Genomic DNA, 22,747 nt, shown 5'->3' with positions numbered 1-22,747 from the left:
TATTAGGAATGAGGCCTCCACGCATTCGCAAACCTGTATCCTCGCGGCCTCCGATGCAAGCTGCACCTTTGCCCAGCAACGAAGAAGAGAGGCTAGAAGCACTTCACCGCTACAACATTCTCGACACAGAAGCCGAAGCAGCTTTTGATGATCTAACAGCTTTAGCCTCCTATATTTGCGGCACTCCTATTGCTTTAGTAAGCTTAATAGATTCTAACCGACAGTGGTTTAAATCAAAAGTAGGTCTGGAAGCGCCCGAAACTCCGAGAGAGTCAGCTTTTTGCGCCCACGCTATTTTAAATCCCAACGAATTGCTAGTTATACCCAATGCTCTAGATGACGATCGCTTTGTCGGAAATCCGCTAGTAACTTCCGATCCAAATATTCGATTTTATGCTGGAGCCCCGCTAGTAACTCCTGACGGTTATCCGATCGGCACTTTGTGCGCGATAGATACAGTTCCTCGTAATCTCACCCCACAACAGCTAGAAGCGCTGCGGACTTTAGGACGGCAAATTATCAACCACATGGAGTTGCGAATAAATCTGACTAAATTAAAGCGTGCACAGATCAAGAACAAACAAGTAGAAGAGAAACTCCGTTCTACCGACGAGCAAATTGTCAATTTTTTAGAAGGCATGAGCGATGCTTTTTTTGCTTTCGACACTCAGTGGCGATTTACTTACATCAATTACAAAGGGTCCCAATTTTTGAAGCGCTCGCAGGAAGAACTTTATGGTAAAAATTTTTGGGAAGAGTTTCCTGAATTCGTAAATTCTGATTTTTATAAAGAGTATCATGAAGCTGTAGCCAAACAAATTGGAGTGGCTTTTGAAAAATATTATCGTCCCTTAAAAGTGTGGTTGGAAGTCAGGGTTTTTCCTTCTCACGACGGCATTTCTGTGTTTTTTCATGATATAACTAAGCGCAGGCAGATCGAATCTGCACTCAGGAAAGAACAGAAAAAAACTGAAACTTTACTGCTAAATATTTTGCCCGAACCGATCGTCGATCGGTTGAAGCACGAACCGGGGGTAATTGCAGACAAGTTTGAAAAAGCCACAATTCTTTTTGCTGACTTGGTGAATTTTACCCAAATTTCTACCACCATGTCCGCCACTAAATTAGTGTACTTGTTGAATGAAATTTTCTCAGCTTTTGACCAACTGAGTGAGAAGCACGGCTTAGAAAAAATCAAGACAATCGGGGATGCTTACATGGTAGCAGCCGGTCTTCCCATTGAACGTCCAGACCATGCAGAGGCGATCGCCGAAATGGGGCTGGATATGCTAGCAGCAATTAAAGAATTAAATGTGAAGCTAGACGCGAAATTTGACCTCCGCATCGGGATTAATAGCGGCCCGGTGGTAGCGGGGGTAATCGGCACTAAAAAATTCATTTACGATTTGTGGGGAAATGCCGTGAATACAGCCAGCCGCATGGAATCTCACGGCATACCAGGTCGCATTCAAGTCAGTCACTATACTTATGAGTTGCTGCAGGATAAATATGAATTTGAAGATCGTGGCGAGATTGAGATTAAAGGTAAAGGGCAAATGCAAACTTATTTCCTGACGGGTAGAAAAATAGCAAGCGAGCTCAAAATCGAAGAGTGAATAAAACTAAAACTGGAAAGTACCTGATTGTTGAGGGAAATTCCCGAGGCTGCGATTAATCCCTTCTTCGGCGCGATCGTCCTGTGGTAGAACGGCTGCTGCAGATCAACCAAATAAGATTATGCTATAGACAGAGATATCCGAGCAATCCTAGGCGCGGTACTCGACGTTATAAAAATACTAAGTTGAAGTCGTCGGAGCCTTTAATAATGGTTCAATTTCATATTCAAACCGATAGCGATATTCCAGCATCCACCCAACTATTCAATCAAATCAGGTTTGCGATCGCCTCGCGACAATTTCCGCCCGGACACCGCTTGCCCAGCACCAGACAGCTAGCCATGCAGACAGGTTTGCACCGCAACACCATCAGCAAAGTATACCGCCAGCTCGAAAATACCGGACTCGTAGAAGCCCAAGCAGGATCGGGCATTTACGTCCGCGCTCAAGGCAACGAACACGGCAACAAACTCAAATCTCCGATCCTCGAAGAATATCCCCTTGCCAACAAAATAGTGCAAGGAAGTATCGATCAACTGCTGGGACAGGGCTGTACGCTCAACCAAGCGAGGGAATTATTTTTGGCCGAAATTGACTGGCGGCTCAGGTGCAGCGCCCGCGTGGTCGTCACAGCCCCCACAGAAGACATCGGCGTGGGTGAACTGATGGCGAAAGAACTCGAACAAGCTCTTCGTATTCCCATACAGTTAGTGCCGATGGAACAGCTAGGTACTTTTTTGGATCAAATCTCTTCGGGAACTGTGATCACGAGTCGATATTTTATCGGAGAAGCAGAATCGATTTCGGCACCGCGTTCTGTGCGAGTTATTCCTGTAGACATCTACGACTACAGCCAGGAAATCCAGCTAGTCGGGGGTTTGCCGAAAGACAGTTATTTGGGTCTCGTTAGCCTGAGTCCGGGAATGCTACGATCGACCGAAGTCATCATCCACAGCATCCGGGGAGAGGATTTGCTGGTGATGACGGCTTTGGTGTCAGACGAGTACAAGATTAACTCGATCGTGCGATCGGCCAGAACAATTTTTTGCGATCAACCGAGTTTTGCTACAGTAAAAGCTGCCATCAATGCGGCTAGAGAAGATATTATTCGTCCCCCGCAACTGATATGCTCCGAAAATTACATCGGCTCTAAGTCGATTAATTTGCTCAAGCGCGAGTTGGGCTTGGGGTAAGTCAGTTGACAGTTGACAGTTGACAGTTGACAGTTGACAGTTGACAGCTAGCAGTTGATAGTTGACAGCTAGCAGTTGATAGTTGTTGTTCTAATTTCCAATAACCAATTCTCAATTCTCGATTACCCATTACCAATTACCCATTAGTAATTACCAATTATCCATGCCAATTGAAATCCAACCTTCAATTAATGTTAAAACGGCGATCGAAAGCCGACGGGCCGCGCGCAGTTTCAAACCCGATCCGATTCCCCCAGCAATATTGGCAGAGATTTTGCGCTTGGGAGTGCGATCGCCCTCTGGTTACAACTTGCAGCCTTGGCGGTTTATCGTACTTCAAGACCCAGCCAGCAAGGAAAAATTAAAAGCTTGCGCCTTCGATCAGCGCCAAGTGGTAGAAGCCCCAACAGTATTAATCTGTTGTGGCGATCGACGCGCTGCCGGGCCCGAAAACACCGAAGCCGTCATCGAATTGGGCAAAGCCACAGGCGCAATGAATGACAATTTAGCCGGTTATATGCGGCAAGCAATCCCGCAATTGTTCGAGAACCGTCCCTGCTTCGACTCCCTAGAAGCTTGGACAAACAGACATACAATGCTCGCAGTAGCCCACTTAATGATTGCAGCTAAAAGTTTTGGGGTAGATAGTTGTCCGATGGAAGGTTTTGTCAGCGCTAAGGTGAAAGAAGCCTTTCAAATTCCCGAAGAAGTAGATGTTTGCTGTTTGCTGCCGCTCGGTTATGCAGCAGAACCTTTAAAACAATACGGCGGGCGTTTTGACGTGACTCAAGTTTATTACAGCGAAAGTTATGGAAAGGCGTTGCAAGTTGAGATTTGAGAGTTGAGATTTTGTGGAAACTTGAATTTTAAGAGTTAAGATTTGGAATGAATCGGTGCCCAAGTTCAAACAAATCAAAAATCCCGACAGTTCCGCAATCTCAAATCTAAAATTCAAAATCTAAAATCGAAAGTGGTGAGTTCAGAGAGAGGAAAAAATATGACAGTAGCAACGCGACAAAGCAACGCACAAATTCTAGAAGTAAAATTGCAGCAGCACTTACAAGCAGCCGGATTTAAAAATTTACCGCTTTATATTAGTTGCGATTTTCGAGATGAATCTTTAACGGTTGTGGGAGAACACCCGCGCAGTTTAGTTCTCAAAGCAAAACCGACTTTTGCGGTGCTAGAAGCAGCAATTCTCGAAATTGAACCAGAATCAATTCAACAGATTGGACTTTGCCTAAAAATTACCGGGCAAAAACAGCCTTATGCTTTCCATTCTTTTGCCATGCACAACCCTGTTTTGTCAAGACCAAAAACAGTGCAGTTGTTCAAAAAAACGGAGAATACCCCGGCAGAAGAAACCGGGATAGTCTTAACAAAAAATGTGGCCCAGACGGCGGATGTAGAGGAGGAGATACCATTAGAAATGGATGGGCAAGATGCGTGGGATGAAGAATATTTCCCCAATTTGCCTGAGAGTTCCAGCAATTCCGAGCCGATCGCCTTTAGGGTAGCTGCAATCCCGGCAGATATTGGAGACAATCCCTTCAATCCGCTGGATATGGAAGTGGTCACAGTTGCCCAAAAACCCAAGCATTCACCGTTGGCGATGCTGGCTGCAGCAGGAATCATCAGTGTCGCCGCGCTAGTTTTGGCAGGCGGTTATTATATGCTGAGCCGGCCCTGCGTCATCGGAGGATGTCCTGCTTTAGCTAATGCCAAACAGTTGAGCGAGAATTCGACGAAGACGCTGAAAACGTCAAAAGTTGCCAACAGCCCCCAAGAAGCGCAGCGACAGTTAAAACAGGCGATCGCCCTTTTGGAACCGATTCCCTCCTGGTCAATTCATCGCGGTGAAGCTCAAAGCGCCCTGGAAAACTACCGGAAGCAAAATCAGAATTTAAACTCTGCGATCGATGCAGCGCGCCTCGCACAGTCAGCAACCCAGAAAACCCAAAATCCGCCTTATTCTGCCGAGAACGGGCAGGAAGCGCAAGCTCTGTGGCAAAGTGCGATCGCCGAGCTCGGAGAAATCCCCCCAGACAGCCCAGCTTATCCCTTTGCTCAAAGAAAGTCAAAAGAATACCGGAAGAATGTAGCAACTGGAAATCGGCAGTTAAGCACAGAGAAACAAGCCGAAAAAACACTGCTCGCCGCCAAAAATACAGCCCAAATAGCAGAAGCTCGCGAAGCAGTAGCTCAGACAGCCGAGACTTGGGCTCAAGTGCAAGCAGGTTGGGAAGAATCCCTCGACATCCTATCAGAAATTCCCACGAACACGACATCTTACCAACAAGCTAAACTGTTAGTTCCCAAATACGAAACCAAACTTTCAGAAGCTCGCGAGCGCAAAAATGTCGAAGGAATTTCGGAAAATGCGTATACTCAAGCTGTGACTTTAGCAGCGGAAGCTCAAATTTTTGAGGGCAAAAACGCCTGGTTTAAAGCATCAGAATCCTGGCGGAGAGCTCTGAGTTACGCGGAGCAAGTGCCGGCGGCAACTTCATATTCTCAGAAAGCCCAACCGCTGCTCGCTTCCTACAAAACTTCATTGCAGCAAGCAGAAGTAAGGTTACAGGAAGAAAGAAACCTGCAAAAAGCCCGCACCGATTTAGATAGAACTTGTAAGGGCAACCCCAAGATTTGCGACTATACTGTTAGCAAAGGTTTGATTGCGGTGCAGATGACTCCAGATTACGTGCAGAAACTGCAACAAACCTTCATCCAAGCAAACAACAACAATGCTGTGAAGACTCGCCAAGCTGTAGAAAAGCACGTTGAAACATTGCAAAAGGCCTTGGAGGCGATCGCCGAAAACGCCAAAATCCCGATGCAGGTGTACGATGGCGAAGGCAAGCGGATTGGGAGTCACGAACCGAAGTAGTTGTAGTTGTAGGGTGCGTGAGAGCGAAAAATTTGTCATACTGAGCAATATTTACACTCACGCACCCCCAGCAATTTCACCCGCAGTCAATCCCGCTTGAAAAACTTGTTGCGCCGTCAAATTCAACTCAGGAAAAGTGGGCGACTCGATTGTCTCATCTCCCCGAAATTGACTAACTTCATACTCATCATCAACCAACCGATAAATCGAAATAGTCGGTTGCTTGGGATTCCCGATAAACCTGCGGCCGCCCAAACCGAGATAATCCACAATCCAGTATTCAGGAATCCCAATTAGTTCATATTCCCCTACTTTTTTGATGTAGTCATCTTGCCAATTCGTGCTAACGACTTCTATAACCAGCGGAATTGATGCCCCTTGAGTCACGGTTGAGAATTTTTTCCACATAGGTTCTGATGCTAAATTTGGGCGGTTTAATATCAAAATATCTGGAGAATAAGCGGATTCTTGTTTTGGTGGCTTAACTAATGCTTGTTTTGGGATTAGGTACGGAAGGTTTAGCCTGACAAATTCAAGAGTTAATTCCGAGGCTAAGAAACCCATAACTTCTTCATGTTTTCCCGGTGGCTGGGCTATTTCAATAATCCCTCCGTTGTGCAGTTCGTAACGTCGGTTTTCTGGTTTCCATTCGACAAATTCTTCAAAGGTTACTGGTGGATTGGGAGTTGGAATCATGGCTGTTTATCCTTAGTGATGGCCAGGGCGGGATCTTCGGGCCACCCCACAATAAAACTCACTCTTTGTGGAACAGGCATCTTGCCTGTTCTTAAAAATAGTGCCAAATGCAAGTTCCTACTTACATTATATTATCAATGCCCAATGCCCAATGCCCAATGCCCAATGCCCAACGCCCAATTACCATTTTATCAATTGTGCATCTTGATTAAAAAACTTCCGGGACAATCCCTCAGTCAACAGCAGAGTTGCGATTACAGTTGCCAACGCTAACACAAACATAATCAAAATCTGGTAAGATGCTGCATCGAGAGGACTGATACCGCTCAGCATTTGACCAGTCATCATTCCGGGTAAAGTTACGATTCCTACCACCGTCATTGTATTTAAGAGCGGGATTAATCCAGCTTTGATCGCATCTTTGCGGTACTGCTTTACTGCTTGCTGCGGGGTCGATCCTAAACTTAAATGGGTTTCTATTTCTAACTGGCTGCTATTAACTGTACTGACAAGTCTTTCGCCGGCGATCGCCCCAGAGTTCATCGCATTGCCCAAAATCATCCCCGCTAGGGGAATCAAATACTGCGGTTCGTACCAGGGGTCAGGTTGCAAAATTAGCAAGTTTGTATAGCCCAAAGTAAACGCCGTACTAATCAAAATCGAACCCGAAACTAACGGTAGTAAGTGCTTGATTTTTTTGCTGATGCGGTTGCTAGCCACCGTGCTAGCTGTTGTCAGCATGATTGCTAAAACTGCTAAAACCAGCCAAGGATTTTTTCCCTCCGGGGCAAATACGACGGCCAGCACGTAGCCGACTAGGATTAGCTGGATCAGAGTGCGGCCCGCCGCGATCGCGATCGCCCCCTCCAGCCCCAATCCCTGCCACGCCGAAAGCCCGATCGCGATCGCCACCATCCCCAAAGCCCAACCCAAATCTGTAAAATCTAGCAGAATTAACACCGGCCCACCCTTTCGATAATGTGATTGTTTGCCTGTCCAAATATAAGATATTGCAATAAAGGTTTCTGAGAAACAGTTTTGCTGCAAGAATTTGCTTTGATAATGCTTGAAATTTATGGTGTGAAGAGTGAATAATGTTCCCCCCCTCGACTTAACCCGCCAATACGCGCAGATTGGCGACGAGATAACCGCTGCGGTGCAAAAAGTGCTTGCCTCTGGCGGCTACGTAGGCGGCCCAGCCGTGAAGAGTTTTGAACGAGAGTTCGCCGACTACATCGGCGTTTCCGAGTGCGTTGGCTGCAACTCCGGCACCGATGCCCTGATTTTGGCCTTGCGAGCTCTCAAAATTGGCCCTGGCGATGAAGTGATTACCACTCCTTTTACCTTTTTTGCTTCGGCTGAGACAATTAGCGCCGTCGGCGCAACTCCAGTATTTGTCGATATTGACAGCGAGACTTTTAATCTGGATGTCGAACTCCTCGAAGCGGCAATTACCGACAAAACCAAGGCAATTATGCCCGTCCACATCTTCGGCCAACCGGTAGACATGACTCGGCTGATGGAAATTGCGACTCGGCACAATTTAGCCGTAATTGAAGATTGCGCCCAGTCTGTCGGGGCCGAGTGGCAGTCTCGAAAAGTCGGCAGCATCGGCCATGTCGGCTGCTTCAGTTTTTATCCGACCAAAAATTTAGGCGCTTGCGGTGACGGTGGCGCGGTGACGACAAACGATCCAGCCCTCGCAGCTTCGATGCGAGTGCTCAAAGAACACGGACAGTCTTCTAGGTATTTCTACGAAGAAATCGGGTACAACAGCCGTTTAGATGCCCTGCAAGCGGTGATTCTCAGCATTAAATTGCGGTATCTCGACAGTTGGAACGCCCAGCGGCAGGAGAAAGCGGCACTTTACAGCGAATTTCTCTCCCGCGTGCCCGGAGTTGCCGTCCCCAAAGAATTGCCGGAAGCAAAAGGAGTTTGGAATCAATACACGATCCGGCTGACAAGTCCAGAAGAGGCGCAAAATCCCTCTGGCGATTTTCGAGATTGGATGCGGGCTCAGTTGCAGGAAGCTGGCATCGGTTCGATGGTTTACTATCCGTTACCTTTGCACCTGCAACCTGTTTACAAATCTTTGGGCTATGCTGCAGGTCAATTGCCAAAGGCTGAGCAAGTTTGTCGCGAAGTCTTGTCTTTGCCAATGTTCCCGGAACTGTCGAGGGATCAACAAGAGCGGACGATTTATGGGCTGAAAGATTGCTTGGCAAAGGCCGATCGCATCCGGTAGCTTTGGTGCGATGGCATCAGCGAGGGAAATGCAGGAGGAGAAAAGAATTGCAGGGTTGCAGTGCTGTGAGAATGTGCACCGGTCAGGGAGAGCTGTTAAGTATTTTGACCGATCACTTGTACTTTTATGTACTATATTTAATGAAAAGAAACAAATTTAGGCTAGCAATCCGCCTCGAACGGGTGCATTTTCCGCTCGCCTAAAACTTGCAATGCGATCGGTCAATGATGAAGAAGGAAGTTCGGCAACGGATTCGCTCGACGGATGTAACGGATGTAACGGATGTCAGGAAGAGGGAAGAAGGAAGAAGGAAGAAGGAAGAATAAAGAATGTTGGAACTTTCGACTTCCGATGCCAGACTTCCGATGCCAGACTTCCGATGCCCGATGCCCTCTTTGGCCGATGCTTTTAGGCCCAATTCTCAATTTAACCTGTAATTTTCATAAGATAAGAGGAAAATAAACGAGTGCCTCAGTATCAATTCACTCAGGCTAGACGCTACGATCCACAAGCGATCGCTCAGTATTACCGCAACCGTCCTTGGAAAGCAATTTGGCGAGCAATTACCGTTATTTGGTCTTTTGCGGGCTTTGTGCTGGGGATGCTGTGGGACAGTTGGCAGCACGAAGTCGCAGCACACCAGCCGGAACGGGCCGCCCACCTGCGACAAATACTCACTCGCTTGGGCCCCACTTTCATTAAAGTCGGCCAAGCCCTTTCTACCAGACCGGATTTGATCCGCAAAGACTTTCTCCAAGAATTGATCAAACTTCAGGATCAATTGCCGCCGTTTGACTCGGTGCGCGCTTTCGAGATTATTGAAGCGGAACTCGATCGCAAAATTAGCGAAACCTATAGCGAAATCTCCCCCGAACCTGTCGCCGCAGCAAGTCTTGGTCAAGTCTACCGAGCTCGCCTCCTCACCGGGGAAGCAGTAGCAGTCAAGGTTCAGCGACCGAATTTGCTGCCAGTCTTGAGCCTTGACCTTTATTTAATGCGCTGGGCGGCTGGATTGTTGGGCCCGTTGCTGCCGCTGAATCTCGGCCACGACCTCTCTTTAATAGTCGATGAATTCGGTATCAAACTATTCGAGGAAATTGATTATATCAATGAAGGCCGCAACGCCGAGAAATTTGCTACAAATTTTGCCGATGACCCGACAGTAAAAGTTCCGAGTATTTACTGGCGTTATACTTCAAATTGCGTTCTGACTCTCGAATGGATTGACGGCATCAAGCTGACAGATATAGAACGTGTTAAAGCCGCAGGTTTGGATACCGATAGTTTAATTGAAGTCGGAGTCCGCAGCAGTTTGCGGCAGTTGCTGGAACACGGATTTTTTCACGCTGACCCCCATCCGGGAAATCTGTTTGCCTTAGCGGACGGCCGCATGGCTTACATTGATTTTGGGATGATGGATCAGATGGAAGAAACAACTAAAGAAACTTTGGTTGATTCTGTCGTTCATTTGATCAACAAAGATTACTTACAATTAGCCAAGGATTTTGTCAAACTGGGCTTTTTGACTCCAGATACAGATATTATGCCGATCGTTCCGGCGTTGGAATCTGTACTGGGTGATATCGTCGGCGAAAATGTGTCAGATTTTAACTTCAAGACGATTACAGACCAGTTTTCGGAGTTGATGTACGATTATCCTTTCCGGGTGCCGGCGAAATTTGCCTTAATTATTCGCTCTCTGGTGACAGAAGAAGGTTTGGCCCTGACGCTGAATCCCGATTTCAAGATAGTCGAGGTGGCGTATCCTTATGTAGCGCGGCGTTTGTTGAACGGAGAATCTCCGGCTCTGCGGCGGCGTCTGATTGAGGTATTATTCAAAGATGGCAAATTCCAGTGGAACAGGTTGGAGGAGATGATCGCGATCGCTAGGTCCGATCGCAGTTTCGACTTGCTCCCCACCGCCCAACTAGGCTTGCAATTTTTGCTGTCAGAGGAAGGGTCGTTTTTGAGACGCCAGCTAATGTTAGCTTTGATTGAGGACGATCGAATCCACACCGAAGAAGTTCGCAGCCTGTGGAACTTAGTCAAGGAAGATTTGCAGCCCGGTCGCCTGTTCAACGTTGCTCTAGGCGCTTTGACGGAGTTTTCCACAGCAGGAGCAGCGGCGCTAACTCGGCTTTAATTAGAAGGAAGAAGGAAGAAGGAAGAAGGAAGAAGGAAGAGGGAAGAAGGAAGAAAAATAATTCTACTTTTGCCAATTCCCAATTCCCGATTCCCAATTCCCAATTCCCAATTCCCAATTTTTCAATTCCCAATTTCCAATTACCCAAATTAAGGAATTATTCGTGTATTATTTTCCAGAGCCTCCCTATTTTTTAATGTCGGCTGGACTGCTAGCAGGTATGGCCTCCGGTGTAGCATTTGAAGCAACTCTCAAACAATCCGTACAACTGTGGTCTAAAAATCGTTCTACTCGCACTTTGGCTAACCTGCAAGGGCTGCCATTGCGGATGCCTTTTCTGGGAATGGCTGGCGGAATTTGCGTATTTTTAGCTTCGGGAATGGAGATTTTTGGCTTTCCAAAACTACTTTCTTATGCCCTAGCTTTGCCACTGACGCTACTCACGGGCTGGCTAGTTTGGACTCAGCTAGGTAAGCTTTTGATCGAGTTAGAACGCGGAGGTTCCAAAGCGCTGGATCTGGATTCTTTTGAACAATGAGAGTTAGCTATCAACCTCTTTTCTGAGAAGGAAGGGGTTGATAGTTCTCTAATGTTATCCTAATTTGATGCTTTTTGAACCGCAGAGGACGCAGAGAACGCAGAGGAAGAGAAAGAAGAGGCTCACAATTTATGCAGGAATTTCTGTATAAAATATAAAATATAAAATATAAAATCGAATGGGTAATTTTATTGTTACGGGTGCAGCAGGATTTATCGGCTCTAATCTAGTAGAAACTCTTTTAAATCGAGGGGAGACAGTGATAGGTGTTGACGAGTTCAACGATTATTACGATCCGGCTCTAAAGCGCAAGAATATTGCACAATTTGATAAGTATCCTGGTTTTGAATTGGTGGAAAGCGATATTTTGTCTCTGAATTGGCGAGGTCTTTTATCCGATGCTAAGGTAATTTTTCACCAGGCGGCGCAAGCAGGAGTTCGTGCTAGCTGGGGCGACGGTTTCCGCAGTTATACGGAACGCAATATTAACAGCACCCAAGTATTGTTAGAAGCGGCAAAAGATGCGCCAAATTTGCAAAGGTTTGTGTATGCTTCATCGTCTTCAATTTACGGTAATGCTGAATCTTTTCCCACGAATGAAAATGCTTGTCCGCAGCCTGTTTCTCCCTACGGAATTACGAAATTAGCCGGTGAACGTTTGTGCGGGCTTTATTACAAAAATTTTGGCGTTCCTACTACTTCCCTACGCTATTTTACTGTTTACGGGCCGAGACAGCGCCCCGATATGGCTTTTCACAAGTTTTTTAAGTCGATTTTGTTTGATGAGGCGATTTCAATTTTCGGCGACGGATTGCAAACGCGGGATTTTACGTTTATCAGCGATTGCGTTGCGGCGAATTTAGCGGCGGCTGAGGTTGCGGAAGCTGCGGGGGAAGTTTTTAATATTGGTGGGGGAAGTCGGGTGGTTTTGAAAGAAGTTATTGATACAATAGAGAGAATTGTCGCGAGACCTATTCGGATAGATTTTACCGAAGCTGCGAGGGGAGACGCGCGGCACACTAGCGCGGATGTGTCTAAAGCCCAGAAAATCTTAGGTTATCAGCCGCAGGTTGCCTTAGAAGAAGGTTTAAGGCGCGAATGGGAGTGGATTCAGTCTTTGTACAGTTAGAGTACAGTTAGATACTATTTATCCCAGAAATTCCGCAACTTAAATTGAACATTGTTAATTTTTTGAATTCCCCAAGTTTTGAGATTTCTCCCCAAGCGAACCAACAAATTTGGAGGCGCGAGTTTGGGCTGTGTTTCCGGCGAATTCAAATATCGGTAGTGCAGAAATACGTCTCGGTAGGGAATCTCCACATCTTCGCCAGCACACAATCGACTAAACTTTGCAGCCGAAATACTCATGTAGTGCAAATAAGTCAACCGTCGCCCTTTATCGTACAGAACATAATCTATCACATCAAATTGAGAAGACCAATGATTTCCCGTTACCAGTGCAGGTTGATGATAAGCAAAGTTGTAAAAAGAGATTTTGCTGCGGGCGACTAAATAGTTAAGTAAAGATTGGTCTGCGCCTCGTAAAGACATAATTTCCGCTTCTCCTGATGTTAATTTTTCTAAAAGTTGAGAGCAATTATTTTGATTCAAAACCCCGGCTTTTGACGCAAACCAACCCGCACAAAAAGTATGAGATTGCAGTTCGTCAAAATTTAAAATCTGGGGCAATTTGGGGGACGATAAATCAAATATATAATTGAGGTCAGATTTGTATTGAAAATCGTTTGCTACCCAATCGAAATCATCAAGCTTTTGATAAATATAATCTAGAGAACCCATTAACAGAGTGTCTGCGTCAAAATAGATATATTTATCAAAAGGGCCGTCGAAACAACATAATTTTCGGTGCATTTCCAAACATTGAACTGGTTTCCAACCTTTAGCTTGCCAAACTTTTTGAGCTTTTGCATGGGTTTTCCAAACTTGAGTCGCAAAGTCTTCCCAGAAAATGATTGAATCGGTATTTTCAAACAGGGTGACATGAGGACGAGTTGCAATTTCTACTTGCACTTTTTTCATTCGATTATCATAGGGAATGATACAAACAGGAATATTTTTTGCCCCGTTGACTTCGAGACTGTTTAATAAAGCGACTAAGTGGTCGAACACAACATCGTTTGCTAGAATATAAATGCCATCAGTCATAGTTTTTTAGTGAATAAGTAACCCAGCGCATATATATTGCTTTTTAGGTGCGGGCAAGATGCCCACACCACAAGAAATAAAATTGATTGTGGAACAGGCATCTTGCCTGTTATTCAAAGCTTGTTTGGTGTTAAAAACACAACAAAGCTTATGAATTGTGGAACAGGCATCTTGCCTGTTATTCAAAGCTTGTTTGGTGTTAAAAATACAACAAAATTTATGAATTGTGGAACAGGCATCTTGCCTGTTCTTCCCAGCTTGTTGATAATGATACAACATAGGAGTTTATCCTCACCTACTGAAAACCCGAAATATTTTTTGCACTAAATTTGGTTTTTCCTCATTGAGATAACGATAATGTTTCCAAAGTTGCCAATAAGGACTACCCGATTTAATTGGTATTCCAGCCCAGTGAATATATTTTAACCTTTTACCTTTGTCATAAAGAACATAATCTATTTCTTGAAAATGCTTGGAACCAGCCCAGCTTCCCGGTTCGGTTGCTGAATCTTTCACAAGGTTGCAGCGTTTGGAAATCAATTGAAGAATGATATAATTTAGTATAGGTTGGTCTGTGACATTTTGAGTAAAGTCAAAATATTCTCGATGCTGCGAACATTCTCGCAAAATCTCATACATTTGCGCTTCTGTAATAGTTCCTTTTCTAGAAGCCCAAAAACCGCTGTTGAATACATCTTGAAGCTGTGAGTCGGTAAAGATATTCTGTTGTTTTACAGCGGGTGAAAATACATTTCGCAGTTTTTCGCTGAGGTGGTGGTAATCGCAGCAAAAAAAGTCTACTTCTGATAGTTTGTTTAAGTTGGCTGCGATGTCTTCAAAAACGATGATATCGGTATCGATGTACAGAAATTCGTCAAGGGGGCCAAACCAGGCGCAGAGTTTCCGCATTTTGTTGGGAAGGGCTAAAAAAGTGCGATCGAACGTTTGGCCAATTTCTCTGGTAAACTGTTCCACAAACTCCAGATTTGGGAACAATCGCACCCCGTGGAGAAAGCTGAGTGCGGCTGCGACTTGCTGATAATTGTCGTCGAAGGGAATCAGAAAAACAGGTACTTGACAATTATACAGACGTATGCTGTTTAAAAGGGCGATCGCACTTTCGATCACTTTATCATTCGCAACAATATAAATACCGCGATTCATACATTTATCCTCAACCTTCTCAACACTCTTTGTAGCAAATTCGCCCCAGAAACCTCAGTATAAGACTTTGGCGCTTGGGCAAAAATCGGACGCTGGGACGGTTCGCGGAGATAGCGGTAATGCAGAAACAAATCGCGATAGGGAAACTCAATATTTTCCCCCGCACAAACTCTCCGAATTAAATCCGGCGGCACACCAATATAATGAATGTAAATAAGTCGGTTTCCCTTGTCGTACAAAATATTATCTTGCACTTCAAAATGTTTAGAAGTGACGCTACACCCAGTTTTTTCGCCATCCGGGAGGCTATAAGCAAAATTATAGCTATTCATCCCCGTTTTCATCACCATATAATTGAGCAACGGCTGTTCTCCCGCACCTTCATAGAGAATTTCCGCCTCGCCCGATTGCAGTTGAGCTAACAGCCATTCCCTAGTATCTTGCTCAAACAATCCTTGCTTGCTGGCGTAAAATCCCGAACAAAATATTTCCGACTCGATCCGATTTTGCTCAAAAAGTTCGAGGAGTTTTTGTGACTGAATATTGTATACTTTAGTTGGATCGCGAAATTGAAAATCATAAACCACAAAATCCGATTCCTCTAACTTCTGAAAAACCGCATCAAGGGAATTCATCACCAAAGTATCCGCATCCATGTAGATAAACTTGTCAAACGGGCCGTCGAAAGCGCAAAAGCGCCGATGTGCGCCGTAAAGCCGGAATTTTTTGCGGTTCAAACGCTCGGGTGCGGCTGCTTCCATGAATTTGTCCCATCGCTGAATAGATGCGCTATCTTCATAAATAAAGACGTTGGGACGGTTAACAATTTCAGCTTGGATTTGCTCTATTTGGTCGTCGAAAGGATAAATACAGACAGGAGTATTTGAGCCTAAGATAATTTCAATACTGTTGAGCAAGGCAATTAGTTGATCGTAAACTGTATCGTTGGCTAGCGTGCAAATTCCATTCATATCTATAGTCTCGCGAAGGCGGACTTTGTTTGTGTTGTTGCGGTTTCAACCGCCGAATCAGTTAGTAAAATGGTAGAGAAGGGCGAGCCCGGGTGATTAAAGCAGAGACCCGAAAACCGGAGACTAGGCCAAATCCACAGCTACGCGAAAACCGATCTTCCTGCGGCGACCGCCCGCCGAAAGCCAGTTACGATCGGCACTGCGACAATTGACCGCATAGTTGTCCCAGGAACCGCCACGCAGCATACGGTATTCAGATGTGCCCGTTTCCCAGCAACTTCCGTCAGTTGGTGCGCCGTTATAGTTTTCGTGCCACCTATCGCTGCACCATTCCCAAACATTGCCGTGCATATCGTACAGTCCAAAGGCATTGGGGGGAAATCTCCCGACATTGGTTGTTTCTTTGCGGGAAAGTCCTTTGGGAGCGTTTGCGTAGGGGTAATATCCGTGATAATTTACTAAATCCGGGGTAATGTTTTCTCCAAAATGAAATTCGGTTGTGGTTTTCGCACGACAGGCGTATTCCCATTCTGCTTCACTCAGGAGGCGATATTTTTTCCCGTTTTTTTGCGAGACTTTGGCACAGAATTCGACGGCATCATCCCACGATACATTTTCTACACAACGTTTTTCACCTTTGAAACCAGATGGGTTGTTTCCCATTACTGCTTCCCACTGTGCTTGGGTGATGGGGTATTTGCCTGCAAAAAAAGCCGGTACCGTGACTAGATGCTGCGGATTTTCGTAATCATATCGTCCTTCTTCACTTTTAGGCGAACCCATCATAAATGTGCCTCCGGGAATATAAACCATTTCCAGCACAACTCCATTCCCTAAGTCTTCGGCGAAGAAGTGAGCATAATAACGGCAGCGACTGTTTTCTTTTCCTTTAGCATTTACTGTGATCGCATCAAAGTCAAAAGTAGGAAAATATTTTTGTAACTGCTTTTTTATATTTGGTTCATCTCTATCCTTCAGCACCAAAAAGGCTGCCAACTTCACCTGTCGCAATTCATCTTGCAGTGCCCCAAGGATCAAATCTAAACCAACATCTCCATATCTTATTGCTTCAGACAGTGCAGCAATTTTCACCTCGACAATCGGTGAAGCCAAACGACTCTTAACGCCGGGAATCCCGCCTAAAACAGCCGCAGCTAATGGCACTTGAGATTCACCGCCCTTGACGGCATCGTATTCTCTGGGTTGATTTGGGTTTTCTGTCATTATGTTATTTCCTAAGATACAAACTTAGACAGCCAATTGAGCAAGTTTAATTCATGGAGAATGATTTGTCTGGCTTCGGCAATTTTATCCCTCGCTTCATACCAATAATCCGCAGTAGCCACAACCTCTTTAATAAATTCTACTCCTTTCTCATCCAAACTCGGCAGCCGCAGAAAACTCCCCGCCGGCAACAATTTATCGGCCGCCGAACCGCCGTAATAAATTGGCAAACACCAAGCTAACAAAGCATCCCAAAGCTTCTCGCTGACATACCAATCGTTTTCTGCATAATTTTCAATAGCTAAGTTGTAATAGTAGGGTGCAACAGCGTGCCATTTATTGTTGACAGTCCCGTTCCCGCGCGCCCAATTTGGCAAGTTTCGCCCGTAAAGGTCAAAATCCAATTCTTGTGATTGCAGCAATTTGATCAAGTCTAATCTCTGGCGGTGATTGGCGGTGCGGCTAACACCTGAAGTAATCCAAGAACAGGATTTAGTTTTCGGCGGCGCAGGCATTTCATCGAGTTCTCGAAACGAGTTAGAGTGATACCAAATCGCGGGCATATAATCGGGTTTTGGTGCGAAGTCGTCTGGCCCGGAAACGTAACCGCAATAAAGTTTGGCTTGTTCGTAGTTGGCTTTGGTAATTTCAATAACTTCTGGTAATGGTGGCTCGCGGATTAGGTAAATTATGCGTTCCTTGGGGACACCGCGCAATTTTTCTCGAATGTCTTTTTCAGAACTTTGGGGGCTTGGACGGCGAATTTTGTTGAGCCAGGATTGATTTTTGGGAGGTTTGGGAAAGTCGAATTGATACATGAGTATAAAGTCTGGTTCTGGATGATTTGCTAGCATTTGAATGTTACGCCAGTTGCCGAAGTTGTGGGGGGTTTGTTGCCACAGCCAGTCGCTTTGGTTCATGCCGGGGTAGGTGGTGATTCTGCCGATGATTTTTGGGTTCATATCTAATAATAAATCGGGTTTTTGCTTGTGGGCGGGGCGGGTTTATAAGATTATTAATTTGAGGCGATGATTGTTGGTAAAACCCGCCCCTACTAATAATAAATGTGGTTTTTGCGTTTGGCAGGGCGGGTTTATGAGATTGTTTATTTGAGGCGATGATTGTTGGTAAAACCCGCCCCTACGGAATTTTGAATTATCGGATATCGCAGTGACTCTTCTACATAACTCAAAATTCTCTCTATTCTATTTTCCCACGAAAATTTCTTGACAAAATCCATTGTTTCTGCATAGCCTTCGCTTTTCCTCGGATATTTAGTTAAACTATCTCGAATGCTTTGCGCGAACTGGTACGGGTTATCCGGTTCGCACCAAGTTGCTGCTATATTTCCCGATTTAAATTCCATTAAAGATGCAATCTCCGTCGCTACAATCGGAGTTCCCGATGCCATGTAATCAAAGAATTTTAAAGGAGATGTGAACGTCGCGGCCTCTGTCAAACAGTGCGGGTGAGTCAAAACATCGGCTGCTTGCAGCAAGCTAGCAAGTTGATTTTGAGGGAGGTAGCCGAGAAATTTAATGTTGTTAACTTGTTGGGATTTTGCTAACTGCTGGTAGGCTGTTACTTGGGATGAATCACCGCCCGCGATCGCAAATTGAACTCGCGGCGACTCCAGGGCCACATCCACTAGCATATCGACACCTTTAAACGGGTAAAGTCCGCCTGCATAAACTGCTAAATGCTGTCTGTCATCTTCTAATAATTGCTGTCGCCAATTCTGGGCGGCTTCTGTTTGTCTGGCGAGAAACAAATGATTGAAACCGTTGTGCAGCGTAATTACTTTTTCCGGCGGCATCCCATTCAAAATCATGCTGTCTCGCACTGTATCGGCAACAGTTACGGAAATCTGAAACAGAGGATTGCGGACAATTTCTGATTCAAATTGCTTGTCTTCGTGGTGGTGCTGTTCGTAGATAGCGGGAATTCCGTTTTTAACTGCTGCTTTGACAAAGTTCCAGTCGCGGGTGTGGACAATTTGAGTCGATTTAAGCAGGTGAATCGGTAAGTAGTATTTGCAAACTATTGTACTCGAACTCGTCCACTTGCTGTCCCAACGGTCGATCGGCCACGGCATCGGTAAATCTGCTACTTTTAATTTATCTTGAATATTGTAAATTTTGGCAAGTTTGTCATCGGGTTTCCTGGGTTGAAAAGGAAAAAGCAAATCAACCGGATTCAAAGCACTCCAGCCTTTACGAAGGTATACCAAAACTGCTGGATAACCTAGGTTTGCTGTGGCATTGGCAGAGTGTGCAACTTGAACTAAGCTCGCTACATTGGGTTGCGGCAAGATATTTCTGGTAAAAAATACATAATATTTGGACATGGTAATTGGTAATTGGTAATTGTTGACTGTGCAGACAGTTGACTAATGACTACTGCCAACTGACTACTTTTTAACAGCCTGACGCTTAATAGTCTTTTCTATAAATTCTAAAGTAGTGAAAATATTAGCAGCAGAGTGAAATGATTCTCTGATTAACTCGTCTCTTTCTTCGGGAGAGTCTACCATTTCATCTACTAGCATTTTGAGGTAAGCTATCATGGGAGTCAGGCGAGTGCGAATTTCGTAAGAACCTCTAATTAGAGCTTCATCGCGAGCGGTTTCTTCGGCAAATTGCACTGAATACAAGCGAGTGTAGTAACCTCCTTTTGCTAGCAATTCTTCGTGGGAGCCCATTTCTACGACTTGTCCGCGATCAATCACGGCGATTTTGTTGGCTTTTTGGACTGTGGAGAGGCGGTGGGCGATTACCAACGTTGTGCGATCGCAACTCAATTTCTCGATCGCCGCTTGCACGTACCTTTCCGAAACCGTATCCAGCGAACTCGTCGCCTCATCTAAAATTAAGATTTCCGGGTTTTGCAGCAGGGCTCTAGCAATTGAAATTCTCTGACGCTGCCCTCCCGATAAGATCACGCCCCGATCGCCAATTTGAGTATCCAACCCATCCGGCAATAGTTGGATAAACTCGTAAGCATTCGCTCCCTTCGCCGCTTCCACAATTTCTGCCTGACTCGCATCGGGCTTAGCGTAAGCAATATTTTCGCGCACTGAAGCATTAAACAAAAACGTATCTTGGCTAACAATACCCATCGCTTTTCTCAGACTTTTCAGCTCAAAATCGCGCAAATCCATGCCATCGATCGAGATATTACCTTCAGTAGGATCGTAAAATCTCGGCAGTAAATCTGCCAAAGTTGACTTGCCAGAACCCGAAGTTCCTACCAAAGCCAAAGTAGTGCCGTGAGGTAGAAATAAATCAATTCCTTGTAAAACTAAATTTTTGTGGTTAGGATAACTAAAAGATATTTTATTAAAATGAATTCCCGATCGCAAATGAGTGTAAGGCACAGAACCGTTCAGCATAAATGGCTTTTCCTCGCAGCTCAAAAAATCATTAACCACCTCTACACTAGCCGACGTATTAGCAAATTGACTGCGCCCGCTATTCAACTGTGAAATTAAAGGGATCAATCGAAACAGTACCAATAAATAGGTTAATAAAATTGTAGCAATAGACTCTATCTCATTCGCAAATATTGTGCGACCTATAAATACAATCAAAATTATAACTATCAAATTAACAACTTCGTTAATTGGGGCGATCGCCGCATAATTTACCTGAGCCTGAAAATCCGCTTGTTCTCGCCTTTGAATTAAATGCTTGATCCGCTGATACTCCCTTTCCTCGTTCCCCGTTGACTTGACCAGCCGAATCCCAGTAATCGTTTCCAGCACCCTCACCGAATAATCTTTCGACATTTCAGAAAGCAGGTGGCCAAAATGCTTGGAACGGTTAATAATATATTGATTTGCCCAAGCAACTAACGCCAGCAAAACTGTAGCTGTCACCGTCAGTTTCCACGAGATCGAAAGTAGCAGACCCACAAAAACCAAAACCGTGATTGAGGTAGTAAACATTCCGATGGCCGTACCAACTGCACTAGCAGTCCGACCAATCTCTCCGCCCAATCTATTAATTAAATCCCCGACTTTAGTTTTAGAGTAAAAATCTAAATCTACTTCTAACAACAACCGCAAACCTGCGTCTCGCAAATCAAAAGTCAGAGAGCGCGTCAGAGAAGTAGCCACTAAAGTATTGATATAACTCGCAACATTTTTTAAAAAAATTGCCAGCACAACCGCCCCGGTCATCAGCATTAAACGCTGATTTCCGGGCATTCCCTCAAAGGGATACATCAAAGTTTTAATTAGAGGTGGAGCACCACGCAGCTCGATAGCTTCCTCTAAAAAACTTAAAAGCACTGGTACAATCAGAGTAGTGCTGATACCGTTAAATAAAGCGCCAGAAAAGCCCAGCATCACAGTTAAGAGAATCCTGCCGGGATATCGTCTGGCAAATTTTAGGAGTAGCTTATTGGCAGACATGAAGCATTCCCAGCTAAAAAGTACGGCATCTCAAAATATTCTTTAATAATAGACAGTTTTTCTTCCTCCAGTGAGTGGTTTTAAAATAACATTTACATACCTGCGATTATATCTGAAAGAATCGGTTTCATTGCTTGAATACTATATTTTTTCATACATCTTTCCCGAGCTTTCATTCCTTGTAAATTAGCCGCTGTCAAATTTTGAAATATCCATTGAATCTTTTGTGAAATTTGAGCGGGAGAACTCGGATCGACTAAATAACCCGTTCCCCCTAAAATTGCTGGAATATCCCCCACTCGCGTAGACAAAACAGGCTTAGCCATTGCCATGCCATCTGTCAGCTTGAGTGGAAACTGAGCCACGGCTGTGAGAGTTTCTCGCTGAGGAACAACGACAACATGAGCCGCCGCTACAACGGACGGCATCGTCTCGACTGGAAACCTTGGCAGTTTAACAATCCAACGCCCCCATTGTTTCACAAGTTTATCATCATAATCATCATAAGGACTCCCGCCGACGATCGCTAATTTTAAATCGGGCTCATTTAACTGTTCGAGGGCCATCAAAACATCCTCCACGCCTTTATGAGGTCGCGGTGCCCCCGGAAACATCAAAACTCTATACCCGGACAAGCCGTAACACTGTCTGCTCAATTCAGGATTGTATTTAGCAGGGTCGAACATTGCAGTATCCTTACCATTCGGCAAATATACACCACCAAAACGCTGTTTTAAAAACTCAGTATCAACGGTGACAGCATCAGCACGGTGAATGAGACTTTCCATCCACTTGAGATAGAGCGGATTATCTGGTTCTCTCAATAAACCATTGTGTTTAAAAATATCTCGATAAAGTTGTTTGAAAGATGGACGGTATTTCCATTCATCTCCGCCGTACCAGCTCATTTCCCAGTCGTCTATATCTAAAATTATAAAGTGGCGAGTCGCCAGTTTTTTTAGCAGTGATAACCCAAAGCTTGTAGGTTTAGGTTTGACTGCATAAATAATATCCCCATCTATTTTTTTCCAAAGTTTTTGAGCATCTATTAAAAACCCCGGATAATTTTTACCCGGTATCGCACATACCGGGATGTCTCTAGGAGGATTAGCATACAATTCCTTGCCAAACTGAAACCCAACAACTTCTACATCACATTTAAGCTCTATCAAGACTTGAGCTAAGAAAAAAGCACGAATTGCACCTCCTCCTGACAAATCGCTCACTACTAATGAAACTTTCACTGAGTATTTTGTTTAAAACATTTGTTTAATTTTCCTGCTTAACCGAGCTTTTGTCAAGGCGACGGGGACTCACGCACTCCCGACCACAGCAACCGGGTTTTTAACCAGGGCAAAGGGCAGCAACGCGTCTTTTGGTAAAAAAAACACAGTAATGAAACCAAGACTGTTATTCAAGCCAGCAATGATTATTCTAGGTAAATTTTCGGATATGTTGAGGCTAATTTTTTTTTATTTTGCGCTGATTTT

Annotated in this window: 18 protein-coding genes; 8 read left to right on the top strand and 10 right to left on the bottom strand. The window is 44.8% G+C overall.

Annotated features, from left to right (window positions below):
* Nucleotides 1-8: 8 nt before the first annotated feature.
* The 4 genes from QUA58_RS02515 to QUA58_RS02500 all read left to right on the top strand — a co-directional run bounded on the left by QUA58_RS02515 (nt 9) and on the right by QUA58_RS02500 (nt 5,696).
* Nucleotides 9-1,616 carry an adenylate/guanylate cyclase domain-containing protein gene (locus tag QUA58_RS02515; protein ID WP_333392907.1) on the top strand — a complete coding sequence of 536 codons (1,608 nt, stop codon included), beginning with the start codon at nt 9-11 and terminating at the stop codon, nt 1,614-1,616.
* Nucleotides 1,617-1,825: 209 nt separating this feature from the next.
* Nucleotides 1,826-2,809, top strand: a complete 984-nt coding sequence (locus tag QUA58_RS02510; protein WP_333250258.1) for a GntR family transcriptional regulator — start codon at nt 1,826-1,828, stop codon at nt 2,807-2,809.
* Nucleotides 2,810-2,972: 163 nt separating this feature from the next.
* Complete coding sequence (locus QUA58_RS02505; RefSeq protein ID WP_333392906.1) at nt 2,973-3,647, top strand: nitroreductase family protein; 675 nt, start codon at nt 2,973-2,975, stop codon at nt 3,645-3,647.
* A 159-nt stretch (nt 3,648-3,806) separates the two neighbouring features.
* On the top strand, nt 3,807-5,696 hold the full coding sequence (locus tag QUA58_RS02500) for a hypothetical protein (RefSeq protein ID WP_333392905.1): 1,890 nt from the start codon (nt 3,807-3,809) through the stop codon (nt 5,694-5,696).
* Between the two features lie 57 nt (nt 5,697-5,753).
* Here the strand turns inward: QUA58_RS02500 and QUA58_RS02495 are convergent, their stop codons facing one another.
* Complete coding sequence (locus QUA58_RS02495) at nt 5,754-6,392, bottom strand: Uma2 family endonuclease (protein ID WP_333392904.1); 639 nt, start codon at nt 6,390-6,392, stop codon at nt 5,754-5,756.
* A 180-nt stretch (nt 6,393-6,572) separates the two neighbouring features.
* Nucleotides 6,573-7,352, bottom strand: a complete 780-nt coding sequence (locus tag QUA58_RS02490) for an ABC transporter permease (RefSeq protein ID WP_333392903.1) — start codon at nt 7,350-7,352, stop codon at nt 6,573-6,575.
* Nucleotides 7,353-7,479: 127 nt separating this feature from the next.
* On the opposite strand from QUA58_RS02490, the gene QUA58_RS02485 reads away from it, so the two are divergent.
* The 4 genes from QUA58_RS02485 (at nt 7,480) to QUA58_RS02470 (ending at nt 12,447) form a co-directional block, all read left to right on the top strand.
* A complete protein-coding gene (locus QUA58_RS02485) occupies nt 7,480-8,637 on the top strand; it encodes a DegT/DnrJ/EryC1/StrS family aminotransferase (RefSeq protein WP_333392902.1) in 1,158 nt (385 codons plus the stop codon).
* 466 nt (nt 8,638-9,103) lie between these two features.
* Nucleotides 9,104-10,780: an AarF/ABC1/UbiB kinase family protein gene (locus tag QUA58_RS02480; protein ID WP_333250242.1), complete on the top strand. Its 1,677-nt coding sequence runs from the start codon at nt 9,104-9,106 to the stop codon at nt 10,778-10,780.
* Nucleotides 10,781-10,943: 163 nt separating this feature from the next.
* The gene (locus QUA58_RS02475) at nt 10,944-11,318 is read left to right on the top strand and encodes a hypothetical protein (RefSeq protein WP_333250241.1); all 375 of its coding nucleotides are present in this window, start codon (nt 10,944-10,946) and stop codon (nt 11,316-11,318) included.
* Between the two features lie 178 nt (nt 11,319-11,496).
* Nucleotides 11,497-12,447, top strand: a complete 951-nt coding sequence (locus tag QUA58_RS02470; protein ID WP_333392901.1) for an NAD-dependent epimerase/dehydratase family protein — start codon at nt 11,497-11,499, stop codon at nt 12,445-12,447.
* A gap of 14 nt (nt 12,448-12,461) precedes the next feature.
* Here the strand turns inward: QUA58_RS02470 and QUA58_RS02465 are convergent, their stop codons facing one another.
* The 8 genes from QUA58_RS02465 to QUA58_RS02430 form a co-directional block, all read right to left on the bottom strand.
* Entirely contained in the window at nt 12,462-13,484 is a 1,023-nt protein-coding gene (locus QUA58_RS02465) for an Npun_R2821/Npun_R2822 family protein (RefSeq protein WP_333392900.1), read from the bottom strand.
* A gap of 291 nt (nt 13,485-13,775) precedes the next feature.
* On the bottom strand, nt 13,776-14,648 hold the full coding sequence (locus tag QUA58_RS02460) for an Npun_R2821/Npun_R2822 family protein (protein ID WP_333392899.1): 873 nt from the start codon (nt 14,646-14,648) through the stop codon (nt 13,776-13,778).
* Complete coding sequence (locus QUA58_RS02455) at nt 14,645-15,619, bottom strand: Npun_R2821/Npun_R2822 family protein (protein ID WP_333392898.1); 975 nt, start codon at nt 15,617-15,619, stop codon at nt 14,645-14,647. The genes QUA58_RS02460 and QUA58_RS02455 overlap by 4 nt, the downstream gene beginning before the upstream one ends.
* Before the next feature lie 123 nt (nt 15,620-15,742).
* Entirely contained in the window at nt 15,743-16,843 is a 1,101-nt protein-coding gene (locus QUA58_RS02450; protein WP_333392897.1) for a formylglycine-generating enzyme family protein, read from the bottom strand.
* 11 nt (nt 16,844-16,854) lie between these two features.
* Entirely contained in the window at nt 16,855-17,805 is a 951-nt protein-coding gene (locus QUA58_RS02445) for a glycosyltransferase family 10 domain-containing protein (RefSeq protein ID WP_333392896.1), read from the bottom strand.
* 143 nt (nt 17,806-17,948) lie between these two features.
* A complete protein-coding gene (locus QUA58_RS02440; RefSeq protein WP_333392894.1) occupies nt 17,949-19,190 on the bottom strand; it encodes a glycosyltransferase family 4 protein in 1,242 nt (413 codons plus the stop codon).
* 63 nt (nt 19,191-19,253) lie between these two features.
* Nucleotides 19,254-21,257, bottom strand: a complete 2,004-nt coding sequence (locus QUA58_RS02435) for an ABC transporter ATP-binding protein (RefSeq protein ID WP_333250226.1) — start codon at nt 21,255-21,257, stop codon at nt 19,254-19,256.
* Between the two features lie 92 nt (nt 21,258-21,349).
* Nucleotides 21,350-22,501: a glycosyltransferase family 4 protein gene (locus QUA58_RS02430; RefSeq protein WP_333250224.1), complete on the bottom strand. Its 1,152-nt coding sequence runs from the start codon at nt 22,499-22,501 to the stop codon at nt 21,350-21,352.
* Nucleotides 22,502-22,747 lie beyond the last annotated feature (246 nt).

The sequence above is a fragment of the Microcoleus sp. N9_A1 genome (assembly GCF_036701795.1).
Taxonomy (GTDB): Bacteria; Cyanobacteriota; Cyanobacteriia; order Cyanobacteriales; family Microcoleaceae; genus Microcoleus.
This window is presented reverse-complemented; position numbering and strand designations above follow the sequence as displayed.